Origin of the sequence: Streptomyces sp. SudanB52_2052 (assembly GCF_964272415.1) — a bacterium.
GTDB lineage: Bacteria > Actinomycetota > Actinomycetes > Streptomycetales > Streptomycetaceae > Streptomyces > Streptomyces olindensis.
In genome coordinates this window covers 1,359,114-1,378,291 of record NZ_OZ186796.1, presented here as the reverse complement: position 1 = coordinate 1,378,291, position 19,178 = coordinate 1,359,114, and the positions used below count along the sequence as shown (strand labels likewise).

Below are 19,178 nucleotides of genomic sequence, written 5' to 3'. Positions count from 1 at the left end.
TCAGTTCACTTCCCGAAGATTGCGGTAGGCGGCCACCAGCGCGGCCGTGGACGGGTCGAGACCGGGGACGTCGGCGCCCTCGGTGAGCGCGGGTTCGACGCGCTTGGCGAGGACCTTGCCGAGTTCGACGCCCCACTGGTCGAAGGAGTCGATGTTCCAGACCGCGCCCTGCACGAACACCTTGTGCTCGTAGAGGGCGACCAGCTGGCCCAGGACCGACGGGGACAGCTCGGTGGCCAGGATCGTCGTGGTCGGGTGGTTGCCCCGGAAGGTGCGGTGCGGCACCTGCTCCTCCGGCACGCCCTCCGCGCGGACCTCGTCGGCGGTCTTGCCGAAGGCGAGCGCCTGGCCCTGGGCGAACAGATTGGCCATCAACAGGTCGTGCTGGGCCTTCAGGTCGTCGCTCAGCTCGGCGACCGGCCGGGCGAAGCCGATCAGGTCGGCCGGGATGAGCCTGGTGCCCTGGTGGATGAGCTGGTAGTAGGCGTGCTGCCCGTTGGTGCCGGGGGTGCCCCACACCACCGGCCCGGTCTGCCACTGCACGGCACGCCCCGCGCGGTCCACCGACTTGCCGTTGGACTCCATGTCGAGCTGTTGGAGATAGGCGGTGAACTTGGACAGGTAGTGGCTGTACGGCAGCACCGCGTGCGACTGGGCGTCGTGGAAGTTGCCGTACCAGATCCCGAGCAGGCCCATGATCAGCGGGGCGTTGGCCTCGGCGGGGGCGTTGCGGAAGTGCTCGTCGACGATGCGGAAGCCGTCGAGCATCTCCCGGAAGCGGTCCGGGCCGATCGCGATCATCAGGGACAGGCCGATCGCGGAGTCGTAGGAGTAGCGGCCGCCGACCCAGTCCCAGAACTCGAACATGTTGTCGACGTCGATGCCGAACCCGGCGACCTTCTCCGCGTTGGTCGACAGGGCCACGAAGTGCTTGGCCACCGCCTTCTCGTCGCCACCGAGCCCGTTCAGCAGCCAGGAGCGCGCGGAAGTCGCGTTCGTGATCGTCTCGATCGTGGTGAAGGTCTTGGACGCGACGATGAACAGTGTCTCCGCCGGGTCCAGGTCGCGCGTGGCCTCGTGCAGGTCGGAGCCGTCCACGTTGGACACGAAGCGGAACGTCAGGTCCCGGGCGGTGAACGGCCGCAGCGCCTCGTAGGCCATCGCCGGGCCGAGGTCCGAGCCGCCGATGCCGATGTTGACGACGTTGCGGATGCGCTTGCCGGTGTGGCCGGTCCACTCCCCGGAGCGCACCCGGTTCGCGAAGTCGGACATCTTGTCGAGCACGGCGTGCACGCCGGGGACGACGTTCTCGCCGTCGACCTCGATGACCGCGTCCCGCCAGGCGCGCAGCGCGGTGTGCAGCACGGCCCGGTTCTCGGTGGTGTTGATCTTCTCGCCGCGGAACATGGCGTCGCGCAGCCCGAACACGTCGGTGGCGGTCGCCAGCTCCTGGAGCAGCGCCAGCGTCTCGTCGGTGACCAGGTGCTTGGAGTAGTCGATGCGCAGGTCGCCCACGTGCACGACGTAGCGCTCGGCGCGCCCCGGGTCCGCCGCGAACAGCTCCCGCAGGTTCGGCTGCGGCAGGGCGTCCGCGCGGTGGTCCTCCAGGGCGGTCCACTCGGGCCGCCGCGTGAGCAGGGGGGAGCCGGAGGGGGAGTCAGACATGAGCGGGGGTCTCCTCGGTTGCCTCGCCGTTCAGGGCGATGGCGTACATTTCGTCCGCGTCGAGGCGCCGCAGCTCCTCGGCGATGAGTTCGGAGGTGGCACGGACCTTCAGCGCGAGGGTGCGGGAGGGCTGGCCCGGCAGGGTCAGCGTGGCCAGCGGCCCTTCGGGGCGGTCGATGACGATCTCGCCGTTCTCGGTGCCCAGGCGCACGGCCGTCACCACCGGCCCGGCGGTGACCACGCGGTCGACCCGGACGTGCAGCCGCGCCTCCAGCCAGCGGGCCAGCAGCTCGGCGGCCGGGTTCTCGGCCTCGGCCTCCACGGCCGCCGAGATCACCTTCGCCCGGGCCTGGTCCAGCGCCGCCGCCAGCATGGAACGCCAGGGCGTCAGCCGGGTCCAGGCGAGGTCCGTGTCGCCGGGCGCGTAGGAGCGGACCCTGGTCTCCAGGGTCTCCAGGGGGTTCTCCACGGCGTACAGGTCGGTGATCCGCCGCTGGGCCAGCGCCCCGAGCGGGTCCTTCGAGGGCACCTCGGGGGCGTCCACCGGCCACCACACCACCACCGGCGCGTCCGGCAGCAGCAGCGGCAGGACCACCGAGTCGGCGTGGTCGGACACCTCGCCGTAGGTCCGCAGGATCACCGTCTCGCCGGTGCCCGCGTCCGCGCCCACCCGGACCTCCGCGTCCAGCCGGGAGGACTGGCGGTCGCGCGGGGTGCGGGCGTGCCGCTTGATGACGACCAGGGTGCGCGAGGGGTGCTCGTGCGAGGCCTCCTCGGCGGCCTTGATCGCGTCGTAGGCGTTCTCCTCGTCCGTGACGATCACCATCGTCAGGACCATGCCCACGGCCGGTGTGCCGATGGCGCGGCGACCCTGCACCAGCGCCTTGTTGATCTTGCTTGCCGTGGTGTCGGTCAGGTCGATCTTCATGGCCTGCGCCAGCTCCGTCCGTCTCGTGCGAGCATCTCGTCGGCTTCCTCGGGTCCCCAGCTGCCCGAGGCGTACTGCGCGGGCCGGCCGTGCGTGGCCCAGTACTGCTCGATCGGGTCGAGGATCTTCCAGGACTCTTCCACTTCCTGGTGACGGGGGAACAGGTTGGCGTCGCCCAGGAGCACGTCCAGGATCAGCCGTTCGTACGCCTCCGGGCTCGATTCGGTGAACGACTCGCCGTAGGCGAAGTCCATCGTCACGTCCCGGATCTCCATCGACGTGCCCGGCACCTTGGAGCCGAACCGGACCGTCATGCCCTCGTCCGGCTGGACGCGGATGACGATCGCGTTGGCGCCCAGCTCCTCGGTCGCGGTGGAGTCGAAGGGGGAGTGCGGGGCCCGCTGGAACACCACCGCGATCTCCGTCACCCGGCGCCCGAGCCGCTTGCCGGTGCGCAGGTAGAACGGCACGCCGGCCCAGCGGCGGTTGTCCACCTGGAGCTTGACCGCGGCGTAGGTGTCGGTCGTGGAGGCCGGGTCGATGCCCTCCTCCTCCAGATAGCCGCGGACCTTCGCGCCGCCCTGCCAGGCACCCGCGTACTGCCCGCGCACGGTGTGCCGCCCCAGGTCCTCCGGCAGCTTCACGGCCCGCAGGACCTTCAGCTTCTCGGTCAGCAGCGAGGCGGCGTCGAAGGCGGCCGGCTCCTCCATCGCGGTGAGCGCCATCAGCTGGAGCAGGTGGTTCTGGATGACGTCCCGGGCGGCGCCGATGCCGTCGTAGTAGCCGGCCCGGCCGCCGATGCCGATGTCCTCGGCCATGGTGATCTGCACGTGGTCGACGTACGACCGGTTCCAGATCGGTTCGAACATCTGGTTGGCGAACCGCAGCGCCAGGAGGTTCTGGACGGTCTCCTTGCCGAGGTAGTGGTCGATGCGGAAGACCTGCTCCGGGTCGAACACGTCGTGCACGATCGCGTTCAGCTCGCAGGCGCTGTCGAGGTCGTGACCGAACGGCTTCTCGATGACCGCGCGGCGCCAGGAACCCTCCGGGGCGTCGGCCAGCTTGTGCTTCTTCAGCTGCTGGACGACCTTGGGGAAGAACTTCGGCGGCACCGAGAGGTAGAAGGCGTAGTTGCCGCTGGTGCCGCGGGAGGCGTCCAGCTCCTCGACGGCGGAACGCAGCTGCTTGAACGCAGTGTCGTCGTCGAAGTCGCCGGGGATGAACCGCATGCCCTCGGCGAGCTGCTGCCAGACCTCCTCGCGGAACGGGGTCCGCGCGTGCTCCCGGACGGCGTCGTGCACGACCTGCGCGAAGTCCTGGTCCTCCCAGTCCCGGCGGGCGAAACCCACCAGCGAGAAGCCCGGCGGCAGCAGGCCGCGGTTGGCCAGGTCGTACACGGCGGGCATCAGCTTCTTGCGGGACAGGTCGCCGGTCACGCCGAAGATGACGAGCCCGGACGGGCCCGCGATCCTCGGCAGACGGCGGTCGCGCGGGTCGCGCAGGGGATTGGTGAAGTCGGCGTCGGTGTGCACCGCGGCGGGGGCCGCGCGGCCGCTCACCCCGGTCTGCTCCACCCCGGCCGCCTCCTGGGCCGCCCGGGCTTCCTTGTCCTCCTTGGTCCCGATGGTCTCCTGCTCGGCCGTCTGAGGGATGCCCTCGCTCATTCCGCGTCAACTCCCTTGCTGTTCAAGGACTTGGTGACCGCGTCCAGCAGGTCCTGCCAGGCCACCTCGAACTTGGCCACACCCTCGTTCTCCAGCTGCCGCACCACCTCGTCGTACGAGATCCCGAGCCGCTCGACGGCCGCCAGGTCCGCTCGGGCCTGGGCGTAACCGCCGGTGACGGTGTCGCCCTGGACGTCGCCGTGGTCGGCGACGGCGTTCAGCGTGGCCTCCGGCATGGTGTTGACCGTGCCGGGGGCGACCAGCTCGTCCACGTACAGGGTGTCCTTGTAGGCGGGGTCCTTCACACCGGTGGAGGCCCAAAGGGGGCGCTGCCGGTTCGCGTGGGCGCCTCCGAGGGCCTGCCAGCGCGGCCCGGCGAAGACCTGTTCGTACGCCTCGTAGGCGAGCCGCGCGTTGGCCAGGGCCGCCCTGCCCTTCAGGGCGAGCGCCTCGTCCGTGCCCAGCAACGTCAGCCGCTTGTCGATCTCGGCGTCGACGCGGGAGACGAAGAAGGACGCGACCGAGTGAATGGCCGACAGGTCCAGGCCGGCCGCCTGCGCCCGCTCCAGGCCCGCCAGGTAGGCGTCCATCACCTCGCGGTAGCGCTCCAGCGAGAAGATCAGCGTCACGTTGACGCTGATACCCGCGCCGATCACCTCCGTGATCGCCGGCAGGCCCGCCTTCGTCGCCGGAATCTTGATCATCGCGTTGGGGCGGTCCACCAGCCAGGCCAGCTGCCGGGCCTCGGCGACGGTCGCCGCCGTGTCGTGGGCCAGCCGGGGGTCGACCTCGATGGAAACCCGGCCGTCCCGGCCGCCCGTCGCCTCGTACACCGGCCGCAGCACGTCGGCGGCGGCCCGGACGTCGGCGGTCGTCATCATCCGGACGGCCTCGTCGACGGTCACGCCCCGCACCGCCAGGTCGGCGAGCTGCTCCTCGTAGCCCTCGCCGGAGCCGATGGCGGCCTGGAAGATGGACGGGTTGGTGGTGACGCCGACGACGTTCCTCGTCTCCACGAGTCCGGCCAGGTTGCCGGACTCGATCCGCCGGCGGGACAGGTCGTCCAGCCAGATCGACACGCCTTCGTCGGACAGGCGCTTGAGTGCTCCCGCGCTCGCGGTCGCTTCGGTCACAGTGATCATCTTCTTTCGGGCGGTGCGGTCAGCCGCGCGCGGCAGTGAGGGATTCCCGGGCGGCGCCCACGACGTTCTCGGGGGTGAAGCCGTACTCGGCGAACAGGGTCCTGGCGTCGGCGGAGGCGCCGAAGTGCTCCAGGGAGACGATGCGTCCCGCGTCGCCCACGAACCGGTGCCAGCTCAGCCCGATCCCGGCCTCGACCGCGACCCGGGCCTTCACGGACGGCGGGAGCACGCTGTCGCGGTAGGCGCGCGGCTGCTGCTCGAACCACTCCACGGACGGCATCGACACCACCCGCGTGCCGATCCCCTCGGCCTGGAGCGCCTCGCGCGCGGCCACCGCGAGCTGCACCTCGGAACCGGTGGCGATCAGCACCACCTCCGGCACCTCGGTGGAGGAGTCCGCGAGGACGTAACCGCCGCGCGCCGCGTCCGGGTTCGGCGCGTAGGTGGGCACGCCCTGGCGGGTGAGCGCGAGGCCGTGCGGGGCCGGGTCGGTGGTGTGCCGCCGCAGGATCTCGGCCCAGACGACCGCGGTCTCGTTGGCGTCGGCCGGGCGTACGACGTTCAGGCCGGGGATGGCCCGCAGCGCGGCCAGGTGCTCCACCGGCTGGTGGGTCGGGCCGTCCTCGCCGAGGCCGATCGAGTCGTGCGTCCACACGTACGTCACCGGCAGCTGCATCAGGGCCGACATGCGGACGGCGTTGCGCATGTAGTCGGAGAACACCAGGAAGGTGCCGCCGTAGATCCGCGTGTTGCCGTGCAGCGCGATGCCGTTCATCTCCGCGGCCATGGAGAACTCGCGGATGCCGAAGTGGACGGTACGGCCGTACGGGTCGGCCTCCGGCAGCGGGTTGTCCTTCGGCAGGAAGGACGACGTCTTGTCGATCGTGGTGTTGTTCGAACCGGCCAGGTCCGCGGAGCCGCCCCACAGCTCGGGCAGGACCGCGCCGAGCGCCTGGAGCACCTTGCCGGACGCGGCGCGCGTGGCGACCGCCTTGCCCGGCTCGAACACCGGCAGGGCGTCCTCCCAGCCCTCGGGCAGCTCGCCCTTGCTGACGCGGTCGAAGGTCGCGGCGCGCTCCGGGTTCTCGCCGCGCCAGGCCGCGATCCTCTTGTCCCAGGCTGCGTGCGCGTCGGCGCCCCGGTCCAGCGCCGTGCGGGTGTGGGCCAGCACCTCGTCGGCGACCTCGAAGGTCTTCTCCGGGTCGAAGCCCAGCAGGCGCTTGGTCGCGGCGACCTCCTCCTCGCCGAGCGCCGAACCGTGGGAGGCCTCGGTGTTCCGGGCGTTCGGGGCGGGCCAGGCGATGATCGTGCGCATCGCGATGATCGAGGGCCGGCCGGTCTCCGCCCGCGCCGCCTTCAGGGCCGCGTACAGCGCGTGCACGTCGACGTCGCCGTCCTCCCGCGGCTCGATCCGCTGCACGTGCCAGCCGTAGGCCTCGTACCGCCCCAGCACGTCCTCGGAGAACGCGGTCGCGGTGTCGCCCTCGATGGAGATGTGGTTGTCGTCGTAGAGGAAGACCAGGTTGCCGAGCTTCTGGTGCCCGGCCAGCGAGGAGGCCTCCGCGGAGACGCCCTCCTGGAGGTCGCCGTCGGAGACGATCGCCCAGATCGTGTGGTCGAAGGGGGACTCGCCCTCGGGGGCGTCCGGGTCGAACAGGCCGCGCTCGTAGCGGGCGGCCATCGCCATGCCGACCGCGTTCGCGACGCCCTGGCCCAGCGGGCCGGTGGTGGTCTCCACGCCCGCCGTGTGGCCGTACTCGGGGTGGCCGGGCGTCTTGGAGCCGTGCGTGCGGAACGCCTTGAGGTCGCCCAGCTCCAGCTCGTAGCCCGCGAGGTACAGCTGCGTGTAGAGCGTCAGCGACGTGTGGCCGGGGGAGAGGACGAAACGGTCACGGCCCGTCCACTCCGGGTCCGCGGGATCGTGCCGCATCACCTTCTGAAAAAGCGTGTAGGCGGCCGGCGCCAGGCTCATCGCGGTGCCGGGGTGGCCGTTGCCGACCCGCTGCACGGCATCCGCCGCCAGCAGGCGGGCGGTGTCGACGGCACGCCGGTCGAGGTCGGTCCATTCGAAGCTGTCCGCTGTCTGCGTGCTCATCTTCAGAAGTCCTCGATAGGAGCGAAGGGGCTGGTCTGACGCGTTCAAAATTAAAAGTCTGACTTTTTCGACGGAAGGTCGCCGTGTGCCAGCCTGTGGTGAAAGTGGGACACCCATCGGCGGCGCGACAGGGCGACAGGGCGGTGCGAGGCGGACATGGCGGACAGAAGCATCCAAGGCGGCGACGGGATCAGAACGTTCCCCTTCCCGGTCGAGCTGAGCGTCGGCGGCGTCGGCATGCAGGTCGGCCCGATGGGCACCGGCCGCACCTGGCACGCCGACGCGCCGCTGGAGCGCGTGCACCGCATCGACTTCCACGTCGTGATGCTGTTCGGCGAGGGGCCCGTCCGGCACATGGTCGACTTCACCGAGTACGAGGCCACGGCCGGGGACCTGCTGTGGATCCGCCCGGGGCAGGTCCACCGCTTCTCGCGCACCAGCGAGTACCGCGGAACCGTGCTCACCATGCAGCCCGGCTTCCTGCCCCGCGCGACCGTGGAGGCCACCGGCCTCTACCGCTACGACCTGCCGCCGCTGCTGCGCCCCGACGAGGGCCAGCGCGCCGCCCTGCGCGCCGCGCTCGGGCAACTGCGGCGCGAGTACGAGGACACGGCCACGCTGCCGCTGAGCCTGCACACCGCCGTCCTGCGCCACACCCTGACGGCGTTCCTGCTGCGCCTCGCCCACCTGGCCACGACGTCCGCGGAGGCGGTGCGCCGGCAGTCCGACTCCACCTTCACCCTCTTCCGGGACGCCGTGGAGAAGGACTTCGCCACCAACCACAGCGTCAGCGCCTACGCCGACGCGCTCGGTTACTCCCGCCGCACCCTGGTCCGCGCGGTCCGCGCCGCCACCGGCGAGACCCCCAAGGCCTTCATCGACAAGCGAGTCGTCCTGGAGGCCAAGCGGCTCCTCGCCCACACCGACCTGCCGATCGGCCGGGTCGGCGCGGCGGTCGGCTTCCCCGACGCCGCGAACTTCTCCAAGTTCTTCCACCAGCACACGGACCAGACCCCGGCGGCGTTCCGCGCGGAGTTGCGCTGAGGGCAGCGCGAAGGGGCCCCACGCGCGCGTGGAGCCCCTTCCCGGGTCCGGTCAGCGCCCGAAGGTGAACTCCCGGGTCCGATCAGCGCCCGAAGGTGAACCAGTTGACGTTCACGAAGTCCGCCGGCTGCCCGCTGCTGAAGGTCAGGTACACGTCGTGCGTACCCGTCACGGCGCTGATGTTCGCCGGGACGGTCCGCCACGACTGCCAGCCACCGGTGTTGCCCACCGCGAAGCTCCCGACGGGCGCGTTGCTCCGGCTGTCCAGCCGCACCTCGACCAGTCCGCTGACGCCGCCCGCCGCGCCGCTCGCGACCCGGGCGCTGAACTGCCGGGCCGCCGTGGAGCCGAAGTTCACGCCCTTGAACTGCAGCCAGTCGCCGTTGGCCAGCGCGCCGACGTTCCGGCCGCCGCCGGAGTCGGTGGTCGGCTCGGTCATGGTGCCGGACTGGCCGTCGTAGGACTCGGCCTGGATGGTGCCGTAGGCGTCGCGGTCGCCGGTGGGCGGAGGCGTGGTGCCGCCACCGCCCGACGACAGCACCTGCACGTAGTCGACGACCATCGGGTGGCCGGGCTGGGTGCCGGCGTCGGGGCCGCCGCCGAACGCGTCGGGGAAGCCGCCGCCCATGGCCACGTTGAGGATGATGAAGAAGCCGTGGTCGGTGGCGTTGCGCCAGGTCGTCGCGTCGACCTGGTTGGCGCGCACGGTGTGGAAGGTGACGCCGTCGAGGTAGAAGCGGATCTCCTCGACGCTCGTCGAGCGGTCCCACTCCATCCGGTAGGTGTGGAAGCCGGCCTGGCAGGTGGTGCCCTGGCAGGTGGTCGAACCGCCGATGCCGCTGGTCTCGTTGCAGGGGCCGCCGGGGGAGGTGCCGCAGTGCATCGTGGCGAACACGGTGTTCTGGCCCTGGGTGTTCTCCATGATGTCCAGCTCGCCGACGCTCGGCCAGTTCCAGTAGTTGCCGCGGTAGGGGGCGCCCAGCATCCAGAAGGCGGGCCAGTACCCCTTGGCCGCCGCTCCCGTGACGTTCGGCACCTGGATCCGTGACTCGACGCGCAGCTTGCCGCCGGCCGGGGGCTGGAAGTCGGTGCGGTTGGTCTCGATGCGGCCGGAGGTCCAGTTGCCGGCGGCGTCCCGGCGGGGCGTGATGCGCAGGTTGCCGTTGCCGTCGAGGGAGACGTTGTCGGTGCTGCTCGTCATCGTCTCGACCTCGCCGGTGCCCCAGTTGGCGGGGCCGCCCGGGTAGCCCTTGCCGGTCGCGTACTGCCAATTGGATGTGTTGACGCCGCTGCCGGCCGGCCCGTTGAAGTCGTCCACGAACACCTGCGTCCAGCCCGACGGGGGCGGCGGTGCCGAGGCGTTCGCGGCCGGGGTGGCGGCCGTGGCGGCGGCCGCCGCCAGTCCGAGCGTGCAGGCGACGGCGACGAGGGCCCGCCGGAAGGGGCGGGGTCTGCGGGAGGTGCCGGAGGTTTCGCTCATGTGGGGGCCTCTCGGGGAAGGAGGATGAGAGCGCTCTCAAAGTGCCGTCAATGTGCTCCGGCTCACCCGGGTCGTCAAGAGGTAAAGCCAAGAAAAGTGCCGCGCCGCTGCTGGGTGCAGAGCCTGAACGAGAGGGTTCCGCAGGGGAGTTGGGGAGGGTTCCGCATGGGGGTCGGGGCCTGTCCGGCGGATCTGGCTCGCCGGACAGGCCCCGCTCCCGAGGAGCTCAGCGCTTGAGCGTGAAGGTGAAGTCGCCGGAGAGCTTGCCGCCCAGCCGGACCGCCGAGACGAGTCTGCCGTCCGCGATCAGTCTCTCCACCTCGGCCCGTGCCAGACCGCAGCCCTGCGCGATCAGCCGCACCGGCCGGACCGGTATCGGCGCCGCGAAGCGGACCGAGACGTCGAGCACCTCGCTGTCCGGGCGGTCCGTTCCGCCGGTGTCGAGGCGCCAGGCGCCGTCCCAGTCCAGGGCGATGCGATTACGGCGCCTGACGACCGGATCCTGGAGCAGTTCGGCTGTCAGGCCGAGGTCGTTGTCGTGCAGCCGGTCCAGCAGCTCAGGCCGTACCGAGCGCACATTCGTCCGCTCCAGGACCGTGAGTTTGGCCGTCTCCCCGCAGGCGGTACAGAGGACGAGGAGCCAGGCGTCGATGACCTTGTGGTTCGCGTTGACGCGGAACTTGCCGCTCGCCCGGAAGCGCTCCGACGCACACGTGTGGCACCGTCGGAGAACGAGCGGCAGGCAGGTGGGCGTGACCACCCAGTTTTCGAGCACAGAAGTACACCGGTTTCTGTGAGAAGTCCGCAGCAAAAAGGAGCGCGGCGCAGCTGCGCGACGCGCGACGATTCATCGCTCGGGAGGTCTCACAGGGTGTACAACGGCATGTCCTTGATCAGACGACTCGGTCCGGCAGCACGGTAATGACGCACGGCGGCGCGGTTCCACCTATTTTCGGGGGCCTCTTTTCGGGGGCCTCACCGTCGGGTTCTGTCCGGCGGCTCGTCAACGGGTGAGGCGGACAAACCCTGTTGCCCGCCCTGCCGGGCGGCCCGCCGCTCGCCGTGCGCCCTCAGCACGTCGTCGATGAACAGCAGCAGCAGGATCCCGATCACCGGCGTCCACGGGGGCAGCCCGGCCACGGCGGCGACGAGCCCTATGAGCACCGCGAGCGCGACCAGCACGATCAGCCGCAGCAGCCCCCACCGCCCGACGCGCGACGCCGACCACCGTGCCCCGTGCCTCACCATCGCCGACTCCCCCCGTCGCGGGGCCCGTCCGGGCCCTCCGCCCAGTCGGACCGCCGGCGGAGGGAAACGGTTGCCTCTCCTGGGGCGGCCCGCTCAGCGGCACGGCGTACCGGGCCGTTGTCAGACCCCCCTGCGATGCTCGGGGCATGGATGTGACGTTGCAGGTGACCATCGACTGCGCCGACCCGGCGACCCTGGTGAACTTCTGGACCCAGGCCCTCGGTTACGAACCCGAGCCGCCTCCGGGCGGTCACCCCAGCTGGCGGGCCTACTGGGAGGACATGGGGGTGCCGGCGGAGGAGCTGACCGAGGGAGCCGGGGAGACCCCTGAGTCGATCGTCGATCCGGAGGGGCGGGGGCCCCGCATCTGGTTCCAGCAGGTACCGGAGGGCAAGACCGTCAAGAACCGGGTGCACCTCGACCTCAAGGTGGGCGGCGGCCGGGGCGTTCCCCTGCCGGAGCGCACCAGGAGGGTCGCGGCGAAGGTCGACCGCCTGGTCGCGGCGGGCGCGACGGTACTGCGGACCATGGACGAGCCGGACATGGACTACTACGGGGTGGTGCTGAGCGACCCGGAGGGCAACGAGTTCTGCGTGGCTTAGGACCCGTCGTCGGGATCACGTCGGCGTCGCGGGGTCAGCAGACGTGCTCTGCAACGGTGCGATATCCAAGGAACGGCCGCATGTGGGACGGGACGTGCGGCCGGGCAGGCTGATGCTGCGCCCGCCCCGGGGACCGTCCTCGCCTGCCGCCGGGTCGACGCCCTGCCGCTCGTCGGCGACGTTCCGCTGACCGCCTGGAAGGTGCAGTACGCCTCGACGGACGGACGGGGCCGGCCCGTCGCCGTGTCCGGCACGGTCGTCGTGCCCCGGGCGGCGTGGACCGGACCCGGCGAGCCTCCCCTGGTCGCGTTCGCGCCCGGCACCCTCGGCATCGGGCCCCAGTGCGCCTTCTCCAAGCAGCTCGCGGGTGACTACCAGGACGCCTACGAGGGCGGGAACATCGCCGCGCTGCTGCGCGCCGGGTACGCCGTCGCGGCCACGGACGGCGCCGGCTACCTCGACGGCCAGGTCCATCCGTACGTCTCGGGCGCCGACGCGGGACACGCGCTGCTGGACATCGCGCGAGCGGCGCCCCGGGTGCCCGGCAGCGGGCTGAGCGCGGCGGCCCGGGTCGACCTGTGGGGCTACTCCGAGGGCGGCGCCGGAAGCCTGTGGGCCGCCCAGCTGGCGCGGTCCTACGCCCCGGGGCTGAACGTCGTCGGCGTGGCGTCCGGCGGGGTGCCCGGGGACCTGAAGGTCGTGGCGAAGAGCCTGAACGGCGGGGCGTTCGCCGGGTTCCTGCTCGACGCCGTCATCGGCATGGCCACCACCCACCCGGAGATGCCCTTCGACGAACTCCTCCATGAGGAGGGCCGCACCGCCGTACGGGACGCGAGGACGCTGTGCCTCGTCGGCACCCTCGCCCGGTTCGCCGGCGGCCGGACGGAGAACTACACCCGCGACCGGCTGACGCTCGACCAGATCTTCGCGGTGCGCGGCTTGGACGGCAGGACCTGGGGCCAGATCGTCGAGACGAACAAGCTCGGCACCGGCGTGGGCCCCGCCGGGTCCGGTGCCCGCCACGAGATCCGCTTCCCCGTGCTCCAGTACCGCGGCCTGCTCGACGAGGTGATCCCCGCCGAGACCGAGGAGGCCACGCGCCGGGCGTACTGCGACGCCCGCGTCCCCACCCAGTGGAACACCTACCTCGGCGACCACCTCCTGGCCGACTTCCAGGCGGTCGACGACGTGGTGAGGTGGCTCGGCGACCGCTTCGCCGGCCGGCCGATGCCGGGCAACTGCTGACCCCGCCGCGCCCGGCGGCCGACTGGGCGGACCGACGTCCGGCGCGGGCCGCGCTGATCTCCGGCGCGGTTCAGGCCCGCTCCGGCCGCCAGCCCAGCGCCCGCGAGATCCCGCGCGCCGCCACCCGTACCGCCGGGGCCAGCACCGGCACCTGGGCGTCCGCGTGGGGTACCACGATCGAGACGGCGGCGGCCACCGTGCCGTCCGCACCGCGCACCGGCGCGGCCACCGACAGGGCGTCCTCGGTGATCTGGCGGTCGCTCACCGCGATCCCCGACCGCCGCACCTCGGCCAGCACCCGCCGCAGCCGCCCCGGATCGGTGATCGTGTACGAGGTGAAGGACGCCAGGCCGCCCGCGCAGTACTCCTCCTGGAACCCCGGCTCGCCGTGCGCCAGCAGGGCGAGCCCGACCCCGGTGGCGTGCAGCGGCCAGCGCGCGCCGATGCGGATGTGCACGCCGACCGCCGACCGTCCCGACAGCCACTCGATGTAGACGACGTCCCGGCCGTCCCGCACGGCCAACTGCACGTTCTCGTGCGTCGCCTCGTACAGGTCCTCCAGGTACGGCAGCGCGATCTGCCGCAGGGCGAGGCCCCGGGGCGCCAGTGCCGCGACCTCCCACAGCCGGAGCCCGACGTGGTAGACGCCGGACTCGTCCCGCTCCAGGGCGCCCCACTCGGTGAGCGCGCCGACCAGCCGGTGGGCGGTGGTCAGGGTCAGCCCGGCCCGCCGGCTGATGTCCGTCAGGCTCAGTGCCGGGTGCTCGTGGTCGAAGGCCGCGAGCACGGACAGCAGCCGGTCGGCGGCGGTGGGGGCGCCCCGGGGCAGAACGGTCATGGCCGGGTGTCTCCCGGGTGGGCGAGGTCGTAGGGGCGGGGGTAGGCGGTCGGGCGGTAGGGGGCGTAGCGGGGCTCGGTCGCCGGGTCCGCCGCCCGCGCACGGGCGTTGAGCGTGCCGGGCGAGACGTCCCAGCGGCCCGTGTCCAGGCGGTGTTCCAGGGTGCGCAGCGCGGCCAGTGTCTCGCCGGTGGTGAAGGTGCAGTGGCCGGGGCCGTCCACGTACGCCTGGCGCAGCAGCCCCGCCGAGCCCGCCGCGGTGGCCGCCCGCCGGTAGGCGCTCTGCGCCTGCACCGGGATCAGGGCGTCACCGGTCGTGTGGATGTTCAGCTGCGGGTCGGCCAGCCGGCCGGAGAGCACGCTGCTGTCCCGCATCCACCGCACGGCCGGCGCGTCGGCGGAGATCCGGGGTGCCCGGCCCAGGGCCGTGAGGTCGGTGCGCAAGGACAGTCCCGCTTCCTTGTAGAGCTCGGTCACCTCTTTGTACAGCGGGGACCGGGCGAGCATCACCCCGTAGTCGACCCCCGTGTTCCAGGACGGGTTGCCGCCCGCCCGGCTCTCGGCCTCCTGCCGCCAGCTGAAGGCGGGCATCTGGAGGAGCCCGCGGACGGCGGTGTACTGGTTGGCCTGCCGCGCCTGCCAGTCCGTGGGGCCCGGCTCGGTCTGCGAGGGGTCGTTGTGGCCGGGGATGTTGTGCAGGGCGGCGGCCAGGGCGATCCGGGCGCGGCCCTCGGGGGTCCGCTGGGCGGCGTCGACCTTGGAGGTGAGCGACTTCGCGGCGGCGACCGCCTCCGCCTGGTCGGCGAAGTCCGCGAGCGGGACACCGGAGCCCGGGGCGAGCAGGGTGCGCAGCGCGAACACCGGGTCCAGGGTGCTGTTCCAGTTGGCGACGCCGCCCTGCACCAGCCCGCACATCGACAGCGAACCGTCGAAGCGGCCGGGGTGCCGCTCGGCGAGCATGGCGGTGACGAACCCGCCGTAGGAGGTGCCCCAGGCGAGGGTCCGACGCGCCGCCCCGAACCTCTGCGTGAACAGGTCCAGCGTGGCCAGCTGGTCGGGCACCGCCTCCGTGACGGCCCAGCCGGTCGTCGCGTACGAGGAGCCGATGAGGGCGTACCCCTCGGCCAGCAGCGTGTCGCGAGCGGCCGGACCGGGCGTGTTCTGGGCCGGGTTGGGGGCCCCGGCCGGGGTGTAGCCGTGGCTGTACAGCAGCACCGTGCCGTTCCAGGACGCGGGGACGTCCATCACGTACGCGGCGCCGGAGGGGAGCCGGCCCTCCAGATGCGTGTCGGTGGCGGCCCGCGCGGGCAGGGCGCTCGCCGCCAGGGTCAGGCAGGCGGTCAGTAAGGCGAGGCGGATCCTCAACGCGGGGTTCCTTCCAGGGTGGGGGTGGCGGTGGGGGAGTCCAGGGCGTCCGTGTGGGTCTCGCGCAGCCGCCACACGGTGACGGCGGTGATCGCCGCGCCCGTGCACAGCAGCAGCGACACCGGGGTGCTGCCGCCGCCGAAGGACGCGAGGAGGCTGCCGGCGATCAGCGGGGAGAACCCGGCGCCGATCAGGGTCGCCCCCTGGTAGCCGAGGGAGGCGCCGGTGTAGCGGACGCGGGTGCCGAACATCTCGGTGAGCAGGGCGCCGAGCGGCCCGTACATCGTGGACTGGGCGACGCCGTGGCCGAGGGCCAGGGCGAGGATCAGCAGGCCGGGCGAGCCGGAGTCCACCAGGGCCAGCACGGGGAAGGCGAGCGCCGCCGAGGCGACGGCACCGGCGAGGACGACGGGCCGGCGGCCGACGCGGTCCGACAGGGCGGACGCGGCGGGCAGTACGGCGAGGGCCACGCAGGAGGCGACGGTCACCGCGGTCAGCACCTGCGGGCGGGTGTACCCCTGGTCGACGGCGTAGGAGATCATGAAGCTGGTCAGCAGCGACTGGGTGGTGAACGCGCCTATGCCGACGCACGCGGCCAGCAGTACCGGCTTCGGGCGGCGCAGCACCTCCACGATCGGCGGCTTGTCCACGGGCTCCCGCTTGACCTGCGCGAACAGCGGACTCTCGGCGACCTTCAGGCGCACGAACAGCCCGACGGCCAGCAGCACGATGCTCAGCAGGAACGGCACCCGCCAGCCCCAGGAGCGGAAGTCGTCGTCGGGCAGCGTGGCGACCAGGGTGACCACACCGGCGGACAGCACGGAACCGAGCGGGGCGCCGAGCTGGGTGAAGCTGGACCAGAAGCCGCGCCGGGACCCCTGCGCGTGCTCGGCGTGCTCGACGACCATCAGCATCGCGCCGCCCCACTCGCCGCCGATCGCGAGGCCCTGCACGACGCGCAGGGCGACGAGCAGGACCGGCGCCCAGACGCCGATCGCGTCGTACGTCGGCAGCAGGCCGATGAGGAAGCTGCCGCAGCCCATCAGGACCATGGTCAGCAGCATCATCGACTTGCGGCCGAGCCGGTCGCCGAAGTGGCCGAAGACGATGCCGCCCAGCGGGCGGGCCAGGTAGCCCGCGGCGAACGTGCCGAACGCCGCGATGGTGCCGACCGCCGGGTCGGCCCGCGGGAAGAACAGGTCGCCGAAGACGAGCGCGGCGACGGTTCCGTAGACGAGGAAGTCGTAGAACTCGACGGCCGTGCCGAGCAGTCCGGAGATCGCGACGCGGCGCAACTGCCGGGAATCGGGGGCGGGTTGAGCGGCGGGGGTGGATGGCTGCACGGGAGCTCCCTGGGGACGGGTCTCGGTTGCCCCGTGAAGTTAGGCACCAGACGTGCAGCCGTCAATCATTTGCACAACATCAGTTCAGTCCGTCCTCTGCGATCCGCAGCAGCAGCGCGTGCAGCGTCTCCCGCTCGGCCGGGTCCAGGGGGCCCAGCAGTTCGCCGGTCACCCGCTGGCCGGCCTCGTCGGTGTCACGGAGGAACGCGCGGCCGCTCTCGGTCAGCACGACGATCCGGCTGCGGCGGTCGTCGGGGGAGGGGCGGCGCTCGGCGAAGCCCAGCTTCTCCAGGTCGTCGACCAGGCCGACGATCGCGCTCGGGTCGTAGCCGAGCCGGGCGCTCAGCTCGCGCTGGAGGGTGCCGTCGGAGGTGGCGAGGAAGCGCAGCACCGCGTAGTGGCGCAGGCGCAGGCCCGACTCCTGGAGGCAGGCGTTGAACAGCTGCCCCGAGCGCAGGCCCAGGCGGTACAGCAGGTAGCCCGTGTCGGCGTGCAGCCCGCGCATCCACGGCTCGTGGGCGTCGATGGGGGCCTGGTTCATGGCGTGCTGGCGGCTGATGGCGGGCTCCCTGGTCGTGCGGCGAACGCTGGTCCGGTCCAGTGTCCCGCACACGGCGGATGGCAACAACTATTGACGACAACAATTATTGCTCTTAGCTTCGATCTCGTAGCCGCACCGCCCGTATCACCATGCGAAGGGACCCGCTCGTGCCCAGCATCGATCTCACCGGCAAGGCCGCCGTCGTCACCGGAAGCGGCCGGGGCCTCGGCCTCGCCTATGCCCATGCCCTGGCCGCCCACGGCGCGTCCGTGGTCGTCAACGACGTCGACGAGGCGGTGGCCGAGGCGGCCGTGAAGTCCCTCACCGAGGCGGGCGGCACGGCCGTGGCCGAGGTGGTCCCGGTCGGCACGACCGAGGCGGCGGACCGGCTGGTCGCCCGCGCGGTCGAGGAGTTCGGCCGGCTGGACGTCCTGGTCACCAACGCGGGCATCCTGCGCGACAAGGTGCTGTGGAAGATGACCGACGACGACTTCGACGCCGTGATCACCACGCATCTGAAGGGCACCTTCACCTGCGCCCGGGCCGCCGCCGTGCGGATGCGCGAGCAGGGCGAGGGCGGCTCGCTGATCCTGGTCGGCTCCCCGGCCGGACAGCGCGGCAACTTCGGCCAGACGAACTACGCCGCCGCCAAGGCCGGTATCGCGGCGATGGCGCGCACCTGGTCCATGGAGTTGGGCCGCGCGAACATCACCGTCAACGCGATCGTGCCGGTCGCCGCGACCGCGATGACCGAGACCATCCCCGCCTTCGCCCCGTACATCGAGGCCATGAGGAACGGCGAGCCGCTCCCGGACTTCCTCCGCAAGGGCGAGGGCTTCGGCACCCCGGAGGACTGCGCGGCCCTCGTCCCGTTCCTCGCCTCCGAGGCCGCGCGCGGTGTGACCGGTCAGTGCATCGGCATCGGTGGCGACAAGGTGGCACTCTGGTCGCATCCGCAGGAGATCAGGGCGGCCTACTCCGACGGCGGCTGGACCCCCGGCGCCCTGGCGGACGCCTGGCCCACCTCGGTCGGCGCCGAACTCCAGTCGGTCGGCATCCCGGCGCCGAAGCTCCCGGAGGCGTGATGGATCCCGTGATGGACCCGGAGTCACTGGTCGCGATCGACGTCCACACCCACGCGGAGGTGTCCTCCAAAGGACACTCCTCCCTGGACGACGACCTGCACGACGCCTCCTCGGCCTACTTCAAGGTCGAGGGCAAGCGGAAGCCCACGCTGGAGGAGACGGCCGCCTACTACCGGGAGCGGAACATGGCCGCCGTGATCTTCACGGTGGACGCCGAGTCCGCCACCGGCACCCCGCCCGTCCCGAACGAGGAGGTCGCCGAGGCGGCCGCCGCCAACGCCGACGTCCTCATCCCCTTCGCCTCCATCGACCCCTTCCGGGGGAAGGCGGGTGTACGGCAGGCCCGCCGGCTGGTCGAGGAGTACGGGGTCAAGGGCTTCAAGTTCCACCCCAGCATCCAGGGGTTCTTCCCCAACGACCGGGCCGTGGCATACGACCTGTACGAGGTGATCGAGGAGACCGGCACCATCGCCCTCTTCCACACCGGCCAGACGGGCATCGGCGCCGGAGTCCCGGGCGGCGGCGGCATCCGCCTCAAGTACTCCAACCCCCTCCACGTCGACGACGTCGCCGCCGACTTCCCGCATCTGAAGATCATCCTGGCGCACCCGTCCTTCCCCTGGCAGGACGAGGCCCTCGCCGTCGCCACGCACAAGCCGGGCGTGCACATCGACCTGTCCGGCTGGTCGCCGAAGTACTTCCCGCCGCAGCTCGTGCAGTACGCGAACACGCTGCTGAAGGACAAGGTGCTCTTCGGATCCGACTTCCCCGTCCTCACCCCCGACCGCTGGCTCGCCGACTTCGAGAAGCTGTCGATCAAGGACGAGGTGCGGCCGAAGATCCTCAAGGAGAACGCCGCCCGCCTGCTCGGGCTGACCAAGACGTAAGGGGCGT

General features: G+C 71.8%; 17 protein-coding genes. 5 read left to right on the top strand and 12 right to left on the bottom strand.

Features of this window, described 5'->3' with window-relative positions:
• The 5 genes from pgi to tkt are packed head-to-tail and all read right to left on the bottom strand — an operon-like array spanning position 1 to position 7,494.
• The gene (gene pgi / locus ACSUPV_RS06055; protein WP_436947072.1) at positions 1-1,665 is read right to left on the bottom strand and encodes a glucose-6-phosphate isomerase; all 1,665 of its coding nucleotides are present in this window, start codon (positions 1,663-1,665) and stop codon (positions 1-3) included.
• The gene (opcA, locus tag ACSUPV_RS06050) at positions 1,658-2,593 is read right to left on the bottom strand and encodes a glucose-6-phosphate dehydrogenase assembly protein OpcA (RefSeq protein WP_031117413.1); all 936 of its coding nucleotides are present in this window, start codon (positions 2,591-2,593) and stop codon (positions 1,658-1,660) included. The genes pgi and opcA overlap by 8 nt, the downstream gene beginning before the upstream one ends.
• Entirely contained in the window at positions 2,590-4,257 is a 1,668-nt protein-coding gene (zwf, locus tag ACSUPV_RS06045) for a glucose-6-phosphate dehydrogenase (protein WP_037769462.1), read from the bottom strand. The genes opcA and zwf overlap by 4 nt, the downstream gene beginning before the upstream one ends.
• Entirely contained in the window at positions 4,254-5,399 is a 1,146-nt protein-coding gene (gene tal / locus ACSUPV_RS06040) for a transaldolase (protein WP_031112153.1), read from the bottom strand. The genes zwf and tal overlap by 4 nt, the downstream gene beginning before the upstream one ends.
• Before the next feature lie 19 nt (positions 5,400-5,418).
• Positions 5,419-7,494, bottom strand: a complete 2,076-nt coding sequence (gene tkt / locus ACSUPV_RS06035; protein WP_436947071.1) for a transketolase — start codon at positions 7,492-7,494, stop codon at positions 5,419-5,421.
• Positions 7,495-7,650: 156 nt separating this feature from the next.
• On the opposite strand from tkt, the gene ACSUPV_RS06030 reads away from it, so the two are divergent.
• Positions 7,651-8,538: a helix-turn-helix domain-containing protein gene (locus tag ACSUPV_RS06030; RefSeq protein WP_031112159.1), complete on the top strand. Its 888-nt coding sequence runs from the start codon at positions 7,651-7,653 to the stop codon at positions 8,536-8,538.
• A gap of 82 nt (positions 8,539-8,620) precedes the next feature.
• Here ACSUPV_RS06030 and ACSUPV_RS06025 read toward each other — a convergent pair whose 3' ends face one another.
• From ACSUPV_RS06025 to ACSUPV_RS06015, 3 genes are all read right to left on the bottom strand, one after another.
• Positions 8,621-10,018 (bottom strand): glycoside hydrolase family 16 protein, encoded by a 1,398-nt coding sequence (locus tag ACSUPV_RS06025; RefSeq protein ID WP_037769455.1) that lies wholly within the window; start codon positions 10,016-10,018, stop codon positions 8,621-8,623.
• A gap of 226 nt (positions 10,019-10,244) precedes the next feature.
• Positions 10,245-10,793, bottom strand: a complete 549-nt coding sequence (locus ACSUPV_RS06020) for a DUF1062 domain-containing protein (protein WP_037769452.1) — start codon at positions 10,791-10,793, stop codon at positions 10,245-10,247.
• A gap of 200 nt (positions 10,794-10,993) precedes the next feature.
• Entirely contained in the window at positions 10,994-11,266 is a 273-nt protein-coding gene (locus ACSUPV_RS06015; RefSeq protein ID WP_037769450.1) for a hypothetical protein, read from the bottom strand.
• Positions 11,267-11,412: 146 nt separating this feature from the next.
• Between ACSUPV_RS06015 and ACSUPV_RS06010 the strand changes: the two genes are divergently transcribed.
• Together ACSUPV_RS06010 and ACSUPV_RS06005 are read left to right on the top strand one after the other, a co-directional pair.
• Positions 11,413-11,868 carry a VOC family protein gene (locus tag ACSUPV_RS06010; protein WP_031112163.1) on the top strand — a complete coding sequence of 152 codons (456 nt, stop codon included), beginning with the start codon at positions 11,413-11,415 and terminating at the stop codon, positions 11,866-11,868.
• A 201-nt stretch (positions 11,869-12,069) separates the two neighbouring features.
• On the top strand, positions 12,070-13,113 hold the full coding sequence (locus ACSUPV_RS06005) for a lipase family protein (protein ID WP_436947070.1): 1,044 nt from the start codon (positions 12,070-12,072) through the stop codon (positions 13,111-13,113).
• 70 nt (positions 13,114-13,183) lie between these two features.
• On the opposite strand, the gene ACSUPV_RS06000 is transcribed toward ACSUPV_RS06005, so the two are convergent.
• The 4 genes from ACSUPV_RS06000 to ACSUPV_RS05985 form a co-directional block, all read right to left on the bottom strand.
• A complete protein-coding gene (locus ACSUPV_RS06000) occupies positions 13,184-13,951 on the bottom strand; it encodes an IclR family transcriptional regulator (protein ID WP_037769448.1) in 768 nt (255 codons plus the stop codon).
• On the bottom strand, positions 13,948-15,315 hold the full coding sequence (locus tag ACSUPV_RS05995; protein ID WP_037769447.1) for an alpha/beta hydrolase family protein: 1,368 nt from the start codon (positions 15,313-15,315) through the stop codon (positions 13,948-13,950). The genes ACSUPV_RS06000 and ACSUPV_RS05995 overlap by 4 nt, the downstream gene beginning before the upstream one ends.
• Entirely contained in the window at positions 15,312-16,658 is a 1,347-nt protein-coding gene (locus tag ACSUPV_RS05990) for an MFS transporter (protein WP_037769445.1), read from the bottom strand. The genes ACSUPV_RS05995 and ACSUPV_RS05990 overlap by 4 nt, the downstream gene beginning before the upstream one ends.
• A gap of 79 nt (positions 16,659-16,737) precedes the next feature.
• Entirely contained in the window at positions 16,738-17,199 is a 462-nt protein-coding gene (locus tag ACSUPV_RS05985) for a MarR family winged helix-turn-helix transcriptional regulator (RefSeq protein ID WP_078651131.1), read from the bottom strand.
• A gap of 167 nt (positions 17,200-17,366) precedes the next feature.
• On the opposite strand from ACSUPV_RS05985, the gene ACSUPV_RS05980 reads away from it, so the two are divergent.
• Positions 17,367-18,284 (top strand): SDR family NAD(P)-dependent oxidoreductase, encoded by a 918-nt coding sequence (locus ACSUPV_RS05980; RefSeq protein ID WP_031112174.1) that lies wholly within the window; start codon positions 17,367-17,369, stop codon positions 18,282-18,284.
• Positions 18,285-18,295: 11 nt separating this feature from the next.
• A complete protein-coding gene (locus ACSUPV_RS05975) occupies positions 18,296-19,171 on the top strand; it encodes an amidohydrolase family protein (RefSeq protein ID WP_031112175.1) in 876 nt (291 codons plus the stop codon).
• The last annotated feature ends 7 nt before the right edge of the window (positions 19,172-19,178 follow it).